This is a genomic window from Agrobacterium sp. (genome assembly GCF_032092815.1).
Classification (GTDB): domain Bacteria; phylum Pseudomonadota; class Alphaproteobacteria; order Rhizobiales; family Rhizobiaceae; genus Agrobacterium.
The window spans coordinates 32,418-41,216 of record NZ_DAMDBP010000033.1; the positions used below are offsets into that span (position 1 = coordinate 32,418).

The 8,799-nt window shown below is 54.2% G+C and carries 8 protein-coding genes; 5 read left to right on the forward strand and 3 right to left on the reverse strand.

What is annotated here, in order from left to right; genetic code table 11:
- The first annotated feature begins 21 nt into the window (after positions 1–21).
- The 5 genes from RT613_RS17515 to RT613_RS17535 all read left to right on the forward strand — a co-directional run bounded on the left by RT613_RS17515 (position 22) and on the right by RT613_RS17535 (position 5,007).
- A complete protein-coding gene (locus tag RT613_RS17515) occupies positions 22–1,716 on the forward strand; it encodes a methyl-accepting chemotaxis protein (protein WP_313617398.1) in 1,695 nt (564 codons plus the stop codon).
- Between the two features lie 3 nt (positions 1,717–1,719).
- Positions 1,720–2,214, forward strand: a complete 495-nt coding sequence (locus tag RT613_RS17520; protein ID WP_313617400.1) for a chemotaxis protein CheW — start codon at positions 1,720–1,722, stop codon at positions 2,212–2,214.
- The gene (locus RT613_RS17525) at positions 2,211–3,080 is read left to right on the forward strand and encodes a CheR family methyltransferase (protein WP_313617402.1); all 870 of its coding nucleotides are present in this window, start codon (positions 2,211–2,213) and stop codon (positions 3,078–3,080) included. Before RT613_RS17520 ends, RT613_RS17525 begins: the two co-directional genes overlap by 4 nt.
- 11 nt (positions 3,081–3,091) lie before the next feature.
- Positions 3,092–4,180, forward strand: coding sequence for a chemotaxis response regulator protein-glutamate methylesterase (locus RT613_RS17530; RefSeq protein WP_313617404.1), 1,089 nt, complete (start codon positions 3,092–3,094; stop codon positions 4,178–4,180).
- Positions 4,181–4,305: 125 nt separating this feature from the next.
- Positions 4,306–5,007, forward strand: coding sequence for a ParA family protein (locus tag RT613_RS17535; RefSeq protein ID WP_313617405.1), 702 nt, complete (start codon positions 4,306–4,308; stop codon positions 5,005–5,007).
- A 33-nt stretch (positions 5,008–5,040) separates the two neighbouring features.
- Here RT613_RS17535 and RT613_RS17540 read toward each other — a convergent pair whose 3' ends face one another.
- The 3 genes from RT613_RS17540 to RT613_RS17550 all read right to left on the reverse strand — a co-directional run bounded on the left by RT613_RS17540 (position 5,041) and on the right by RT613_RS17550 (position 8,735).
- Entirely contained in the window at positions 5,041–6,780 is a 1,740-nt protein-coding gene (locus tag RT613_RS17540) for a chemotaxis protein (RefSeq protein WP_313617407.1), read from the reverse strand.
- Between the two features lie 214 nt (positions 6,781–6,994).
- Positions 6,995–7,618, reverse strand: coding sequence for a TetR/AcrR family transcriptional regulator (locus RT613_RS17545; protein WP_313617409.1), 624 nt, complete (start codon positions 7,616–7,618; stop codon positions 6,995–6,997).
- Between the two features lie 142 nt (positions 7,619–7,760).
- Positions 7,761–8,735 (reverse strand): NAD-dependent epimerase, encoded by a 975-nt coding sequence (locus RT613_RS17550; protein WP_409558847.1) that lies wholly within the window; start codon positions 8,733–8,735, stop codon positions 7,761–7,763.
- Between the last annotated feature and the right edge of the window lie 64 nt (positions 8,736–8,799).

Below are 8,799 nucleotides of genomic sequence, written 5' to 3' on the forward strand. Positions count from 1 at the left end.
ATCCAGCAATGGAGAACTAACATGCGTGCTTCGATCAAGTTGAAACTTGGACTGGCCTTCGGATTCATCATTACCATGCTCGTTGCCACTGCGAGCTACGGAATTTTGAGCCTCGGAAATCTCAACGATACGCTGGAAAGCGTTCTGCAGGGTCCGGCTTTGCGCCTCAAACTGGCACAAAACCTCAGCAACGAACAGCTGCAGCAGTTGCGTCAGCAGAAGAACCTGCTTCTGGCTCCAGGTGCTGCGGAAATGCAGGGCTACATCACAGCCTCCGACAATGCACGTCGTGCTTTCGATGACAACTTTAACCAGGTCAACGCACGCGCGACAGAACAAGGCAAGGTCATATGGGCCAAGCTGGCCGATTACACGGCTGAATTCCGCCGCCAGGACGACCGCATTCGCTCCTTGATGCTGGCTGGCAATACGCCGGCAGCATTGCAGGTTTCCACCAACGAAGCACGCAAGGTCACGAACGAGATTGACGCCTTGCTGAGCGAAGTCGTTACATTGGAAGAAACACGCTTGACGGAAGCACAAACGGCGGCCGATGAGACCTACATCTCGACCAGAACGATCATGATTTCTGTCGCCGGTCTTGTTCTGGTCGTCGCTGTAGCAGCTGCATTCTGGATTGCACTTTCGATCAACCGTGGTCTTCGTAACGCCGTGCGTGCGGTACAGAACGTGTCCGAAGGTGATTTGACGGAATTCGCTACCATTTCGAGCAAAGACGAAATCGGTGAAATGCTTGGCCATCTGAATGGTATGATTGAAAGGCTGCGCGGCGTTGTGGGCGACGCACTTTCGGCCTCAGACAACGTGTCTTCGGGCAGCCAGGAACTGTCTGCAAGCTCGGAACAGCTCTCGCAAGGCGCAACCGAACAGGCATCGTCAGCCGAAGAAGCGTCCGCGTCCATGGAGGAAATGGCTGCCAACATCAAGCAAAACGCCGACAACGCTGCACAGACCGAAAAGATTGCCCGCCAGTCTTCCAAGGACGCTGAAGTCAGCGGTGAGGCTGTTGCGCGTGCAGTCGGCGCCATGCGCACCATTGCAGAAAAGATTTCGATCGTTCAGGAAATTGCTCGTCAGACCGACCTTCTTGCCCTTAACGCTGCGGTTGAAGCCGCACGCGCTGGCGAACACGGCAAGGGTTTTGCTGTTGTTGCATCCGAAGTGCGCAAGCTTGCTGAGCGCAGCCAGGCAGCAGCATCCGAGATCAGCTCTCTTTCCGGTGAAACCGTACAGGTCGCTACGGAAGCTGGTGAAATGCTGAACCGTCTGGTTCCTGACATCCGCAAGACTGCCGAACTGGTGGCAGAAATTTCCGCTGCTTGCCGCGAACAGGATATCGGTGCATCGCAGATCAATGAAGCGATCCAACAGCTCGACAAGGTAACGCAGCAAAACTCCGGCGCATCGGAAGAAATGTCTGCGACGTCGGAAGAGCTTGCCGCGCAGGCTGAAGAACTGCAGAGCAGCATCGCGTTCTTCAAGGTTGAACGCGCGGTTGCCACCCAACATGTGCCAGCACGCAAGCCAATCCAGAAGCCACAGGCTGCAGCACGCCCAGCGGCAAAGACCTCTTCGTTCCAAGCTTCGTCCAACGGCTCGATCAAGGCACAGCAGGCCCGCGCAAAGGGTTTTGCACTCGACATGTCGATGGGTGGACCAGACGCCGGTGATGCTGACTTTAAAGAAAGCGCGTAATCCATGAGCAATGTGTCCTCCGAAGGTCAGTTCGTAACATTCAGCCTTGGCGATGAGGTCTTTGCTGTCCCGGTTGAAGTTGTTCGTGAAATTCTCGATCACGAAGACACCTTCAAGATACCCCATGGCCCGGAATATCTTCTGGGCCTGCGGGATGTGCGAGGACAGGGTGTGCCGATCATTGATCTGAGGCTGCGCCTCGGCATGACGCGCACGGTCAAGACACCCCATACGCGCATACTCGTGCTGGATATTCCGTTCCCGTCGCGGACACTGGCTGTCGGTCTTGTTGCCGACAAGGTGTTCGAGGTCACGCCATTCCGGCGTGACCAGATGGAAACAGCACCGGATATCGGTGTGCATTGGAATTCCGACTACATTGCTGGCGTTGTTAGACGCGAAGGTGATTTTGTGGTGATTATCGATCTGGCGCGCCTGTTTTCTGACGAAGAAAACGCATTGGCCCGCCAGACCGGCAAACCGGTACAAGCCGCATGAGGGAAAACGCATACGCAGCCGACCTCAATGCCAGCAGTCCCGCGCAGGATGGTCTGAATCATCGCGATTTTCGTAAACTGGCGGAATACATCTACAATTACAGCGGCATAAAGATGCCAGACACCAAACGCACAATGCTCGAAGGACGTTTGCGAAAACGCCTTCGAGCAACCGGGCATCGCTCTTTCGGGGACTATTGCAACTTTCTGTTCCGCGACAACGGACTTGAAAGTGAGGCAATCTACCTCATCGACGTGGTGACCACCAACAAAACAGACTTTTTCCGTGAACCGAACCATTTCGAATACATGGAAAAACATGCACTACCAGCCCTGGCGGCGGACGGCCACAAGCGCATTCGCGCCTGGAGTTCGGCCTGCTCTACAGGTGCCGAACCCTACACCATAGCAATGATCATGGCAGAGGCGGTCAATGCGCAGGTCATCAATGATTACACGATCCTGGCGACTGACCTCTCCACGGATGTGCTGAGAAAGGCACACAGTGGCATCTACCCAAGGGACCTGCTGGAGCCGGTACCATCTGCCCTGATGCAGAAATACGTCATGCAGCCCAATGACGCACAGCGTCGGGATGTGCGTATTTCACCGCGCCTGCGCTCAAAAATTGGCTTTGCCCGCCTCAATCTGATGGATCCCACCTACCAGATAGGCGACGCCGTGCAGATCATCTTCTGCCGCAACGTACTGATCTATTTTGACAAAAAGACACAGGCGCATGTCCTCACCCAACTCTGCAACCGCCTTATCACCGGCGGATATCTGTTTATTGGGCATTCCGAGACGATTACCGGTATCAACTTGCCATTGCGGCAGGTGGCAAATACGGTCTTCCAAAAACAATAGCGGTAAAGCTCATGGGTAAAAAAGTCCGTGTACTCGTTGTCGATGATTCAGCCAGCGTCAGGCAGACGCTTGTCTCTATTCTCGAGGCAGACCCTCAGATCGAAGTGATTGGAACAGCGTCCGATCCCTTTATGGCGGCCAAACGCATTCAGGAGGAAATTCCTGATGTGATGACGCTTGACGTGGAAATGCCGCGCATGGACGGCATAACCTTTCTGCGCAAAATCATGTCGCAGCGCCCCATTCCCGTCGTCATGTGCTCGTCTCTGACTGAAGCCGGCTCCGAGACTCTGCTGCAGGCGCTGGAAGCAGGTGCTGTCGACATCATCCTCAAACCCAGGATTGGCGCTGCAGATCACCTGGCGGAATCGGCACTGCGCATTTGCGAGGTTGTCAAAAGCGCGGCACAAGCGCGCCTCGGCCACACACGTCCTTCTATCAGGACTGGGTCTGCAAGCGGCCCTGCCGCCAAACTGACGGCTGATGCTGTTCTGCCCCCTCCATCGGGCAAAGCCATGGCACGCACCACGGAAATGGTGGTCTGTGTCGGCGCGTCCACCGGTGGAACAGAAGCATTGCGGGAAATGCTGATCAAGTTGCCGGCCAATGCGCCGGGCATGGTCATCGTTCAGCACATGCCGGAAAAATTCACCGCAGCCTTTGCCAAACGCCTCAACAGCCTGTGTGAAGTCGAAATCAAGGAAGCGACAGACGGTGATCCCGTCTTACGCGGTCACGTGCTGATTGCACCCGGTGACAAACACATGCTCTTGGAACGGCAAGGCGCCCGCTATCACGTCTCGGTTCGCACCGGACCTCTGGTTTCACGCCACCGCCCATCGGTTGACGTCCTGTTCCGCTCGGCGGCACGCGCAGCCGGTGCAAATGCCATGGGCGTCATCATGACCGGCATGGGAGACGATGGCGCACGTGGCATGCTGGAAATGCATCAGGCTGGAGCGTTTACGGTTTCACAGGACGAAGCGACATCCGTCGTTTTTGGCATGCCGAAGGAAGCGATCGCCCATGGTGGGGTCGACAAGATCCTGCCACTTGATCGCATCGCTGCAGAAATTCTGGCGGAAGATCGTCGGCGATAATCAGATTTACGACCACTATTTCACGCTTCATTAACCATAGTGACGAATGATCGGCATACCACCATGTCACCCGGTGCGTCCTGTTGAGGCATGAACGTCTCTGTCTAAATTGCGGATCTGCAGCCATGTCAATTATTACGTTTGCAAACACCAAGGGCGGCGCGGGCAAAACAACTGCAGTGCTGTTGCTGGCAACAGAGCTTGCGCGTCGTGGTTTCCGTATTTGTGTGATTGACACCGATCCACAGCGCTGGATTTCCAAATGGCGTGACGCCGCCGACTACCGGGTGAATTTTACCGTCATTACCTATGTGACTGCATCGTCATTGCAGCAGCACGTTCTCGATAGCCGCAAGGCATTTGACCATGTGATCATCGACCTGCCCGGCGCGCAGTCACCTTTGCTGGCGACAGCACTTGGTCTCTCGGATCATGTCATGATCCCGGTTCAAGGCAGCACGATGGATGCACAGGGCGGCGCCCAGGTGCTGGAACTGCTGCGTTATCTCTATGAAAAGGCCAATATCAGCATTCCACACTCGGTGGTGCTGACCCGCGTAAACTCGCTGGTCACGACCCGTGCCCTGCAGGCCGCCCGCCAGTTGCTAGCCTCACGCAATGTCCATGTTCTTGATACGCCGATCATCGAACGTTCCGCGTTCCGCGACATGTTCGAATATAACGGTTATCTGCACATGATGAACCCGGCGCAGGTCAGCAATCTCGACAAGGCCATTCACAATGCCGGTTGTTTTGCTGACGAAATCCTGCGTCTTCTGCCGGCATCCGCCAGCAAACGCAAATCCGACATGATGCGCGCTGCCTGATCCGGGTTACGGATCGGCAGCGCTACGCGTTCCTTAAAACAGCGCGTCTGCGAAGAGGTCATCATCCTCATCGACCGAGGTTGACTGGACAGTTTCCTTTGCCGGTGCCAAATCGATTGGCAAATACTGCGCGTGGATGTCACGCTCCTGCGCCATCGTGTAAAGCTTGTAGATGCGGTTCGAGAACGGCTGAATTTTTTCAGCCATAAAGGACACATCAATCGAACCCCCAGCCATGATGCCGGCAGACAGTCCGCAGCATTCATCAAGCACATTGCCAAGTTCGTTTTCGAAATCGAGCTTGACCACAGCAGAACTGATGCGGCTGAACACCGCCTGCCCTTCCCGACCCAGCTCCTCCATCCCCGCTTCCATTTCAGTCTTCGCACCGGTCACGGTTTCAAGCGCATCACGCAGCGGCTTGCTGAGATCACCAGACGGATTGGCCTCATCCAGACCGAGTTTGCCAATCGCGGTTTCGATTTGCTGCAGGTCGGACACGATGGCATCGGCCGGGCTTTCCAGCTTTTCAGCGAAGACCCGCAATTCGGCGCTGACAACATTGACTGACCGCCCCTCGTCGCCCAGTTTCGAGCAACGAAGATTGGAGTTCAGCGCCATATAGTGAATTTCGGTCTTGATGGACCGCAACACGGCCATGCCGCGAAGAAGATCATTGGCGGTCTGGGTGACGGAACCAACGACGGCATCAGCGTCTGTGCTGCTTTCCTGCACGCGCCCCGCCAGTTCGCAGGCCTTTGAGATATCTCGCTCCATCAGCTGCAACGCACTGCCGCCGCCATGACGGGAATTTTCAATCAGGTTGTCGCGCAAGGACAGAATGCGGGCGGCATCATCGGCAAAGCTCGAGATGCCCGCAAAAATCTTGCGGCAATCACGCTGAAGATCGCTTGTTGCCTCTTCCAGCTGCGCGTTGACAAGCGCTGCAATGGCTTCCCTCAGCGTATCGGCTTCCATATCAGCAAGTTCCCTGCCCTCATCCGACTGCAAGTAGTCTTCAAGCAGCTGAATGGTCGACTGGACATGTTCGATGCGCTGACGTGTGATGTCGCCAATCTGCAGAGAAGACAATGTCATTGCAATTTTGCCCTGAACGCCTTGGGCAATGGTTTTTACTTGCGCCGCCATCTGCTTCATTTCGCGATGCTGCGCACTGACAAGCGCGGAGTTCCGCTTCAAACCGTCGATGATTTCAGGGATCGTTGCCTGAAAATCCTTCAAGATCGCGGCGGAAAAATTGCGTGCCTTGCCAAGCTGCTGGCGCATGGTTTCCAGATAGGTGCCAAACTTTCCAACCTCATCAGCACCAAACTGGATGCGCTCCCGGATTTCATCGGCAAAGGATGAAAACTCGGCAATACCGGCGCCAGTGATCTTCACGGTGATCGCAAAGGTCTTGAGATAACGAATGGTTTCTCTGATGTCATCAAGTTGGTTATCGGTCGACTTGCAGAATTCCGCCATCGCCTCGAAAGCCACCTGACGCTGCTGTTCCGTGTCGGGCAAGCGCGCAAGATCTTCAATCGTCTTCTGCATGCCAGCAATCGCGGCATCCGCCGTGCCACCATCCATGGTACCGGTCATACGGTCCAAAATCGCAATAAGATCGTTGAGAATTTCCATGACGGAAACGAGTACCGCGCCGCCATCCAGAAATGTCTTTTCAATGCGTGCATGCGCAACTGACAGACCCGCCGTCAGATTTGCCCGTGTATCAAATGCTTCGGTTGTGATTTTACGTTGTGCGTTCACTATTCTTTTCCCAACCCGCCCTGTTTGAGGGCAAGCTAGGTGGAATATGGAAATGACAGGTAAATGCTATCAGCTGTTCCGAAACAGAGCAATTTGAGGGTTAATGAACTGCCTCGCATGTCATTAAAATTGCAATCAATCTGTTGTGCTACGGCTTCCAACGACGGAAGACTGACGGGTAAGGGTTCACGTCTATGACAGACGGTTGAGGCGTTTACTGCGCGGGATGATGAAAGATCGCCACGATCTGGCGCGCAATGTCTTCAGGGGAAAGACGCCCCTCCCGATACCATCCGGCAACCTTGTTCAGCAGGGTGAGCAACAGCAGTCGGTAAACACTGCGATCGAGTGCTGGATCGAGCGGCAATGCATTGACCAGTTCGGTAAACAAGGCCTCGAATGCATCACGTTTCAGGATCAGCTTTTCACGCACCGCAGGCGGCACAGACTGAAAATCATTCATCAGGGGCAAGGTCAGTGAATTCGGATCAAGCTGGATGTCCAGCATCGTGATGCAGGCTACTTCCAAACGCTTCCAGGGATCGTCAACGTCTTCAATGGCAGAGCGAATACGGTCCTCACCCATTTGCAAAGCCATATCATGGACTTTAACGAACAGGGCTTCCTTCGATTTGATGTAGTGATAAAGCGATCCACCGAGGAGACCGACCTTTTCGCCGATGTCACGGATCGATGTTGCTGCAAATCCGCGCTCGGCAAACAGTGCGCCTGCTGCTTCCAGCACCTCGAGATGGCGGTCTGTGAGCTCATCTGTGCCAGCACCTTTGACGCTGCGGTCCTTTGCGGATTTACGCAAAGCTTTGGTCTGTACAGCCATCAATATTCTTCCCAGAAACTACGTGTCATCCGCAAGCTGCAACATTGCGCATAAATTCGCTCGCACGAATAGAGGCATGGCATTTTCATCTGTCGCGCAGCAACAAGAAAAAACGTGAATGCACCAACCGCCTCGGAGCGTGTCACCTTTCGATAGAGTAATAGTCCTTGTACCACTCCACAAAACGAGCAACGCCTACGGCAACGGGAGTGTTTGGATTGAACCCGACCCAGCGTTCAAGTTCATCAGTATTTGCTGCGGTTGCCGGCACATCACCCATCTGCATTGGCAAATAGTTTTTCTCAGCTTTCATTCCCAATGCGCTTTCAAGCGCGCCAATGTAGTCCATAAGGTGGGTTGGCTGATTATTGCCGATGTTAAATATGCGGTACGGCACATTACTCGTTGCAGGATCAGGATTAGCTGCATCAAAGGCAGGATCAGCCTCAGCGGGACGGTCATTCACCCTGATGACGCCCTCGACAATATCATCGATATAGGTGAAATCTCTCACCATCTGCCCATGATTGAACACATCAATCGGTTTGCCGTCCAATATCGCTTTAATGAACAGAAAGAGCGCCATATCCGGCCGTCCCCACGGGCCATATACAGTGAAGAACCGCAGACCAGTCGTCGGGATATTGAAAAGATGGCTATATGTGTGCGCCATGAGTTCATTGGCTTTTTTGGTCGCCGCATACAGACTGACGGGATGGTCTATGTTTTGATGTTCGCTGAATGGCAAAGCTGTGTTGCCGCCATAAACCGACGACGAACTTGCATAGGCCAAGCTCTCAACTGCGTTATGTCGGCATCCCTCCAGAATATTCAGAAACCCCTGAATATTGGAATCAATATAGGCATGGGGATTTTCCAGCGAGTAGCGAACGCCGGCTTGCGCGGCCAAGTGAATGACACGCTGCGGACGATGCTGTTTGAAAGCCTCAGCAATCCCGTCTTTGTCCTCAACATCCAATTTCAAGAAAACGAAGTTCGGATATTGTTTCAACCGCGCCAGACGCGCTTCTTTCAATGAAACATCGTAGTAATCATTGAGGTTGTCCACACCGATTACTGTGTCGCCGCGATCTAGCAGACGAATGCTGGTGTGCATCCCGATAAAACCCGCCGCTCCGGTAAGCAGTATTTTCACGCCAGAGGCTCCAACTCGCAGTTTG

Coding starts and splice junctions, on each gene's coding strand:
- RT613_RS17515 (WP_313617398.1), top strand. CDS start 22: ATGCGTGCTTCGATCAAGTTGAAACTTGGACTGGCCTTCGGATTCATC.
- RT613_RS17520 (WP_313617400.1), top strand. CDS start 1,720: ATGAGCAATGTGTCCTCCGAAGGTCAGTTCGTAACATTCAGCCTTGGC.
- RT613_RS17525 (WP_313617402.1), top strand. CDS start 2,211: ATGAGGGAAAACGCATACGCAGCCGACCTCAATGCCAGCAGTCCCGCG.
- RT613_RS17530 (WP_313617404.1), top strand. CDS start 3,092: ATGGGTAAAAAAGTCCGTGTACTCGTTGTCGATGATTCAGCCAGCGTC.
- RT613_RS17535 (WP_313617405.1), top strand. CDS start 4,306: ATGTCAATTATTACGTTTGCAAACACCAAGGGCGGCGCGGGCAAAACA.
- RT613_RS17545 (WP_313617409.1), bottom strand. CDS start 7,618: ATGGCTGTACAGACCAAAGCTTTGCGTAAATCCGCAAAGGACCGCAGC.
- RT613_RS17550 (WP_409558847.1), bottom strand. CDS start 8,735: ATGCACACCAGCATTCGTCTGCTAGATCGCGGCGACACAGTAATCGGT.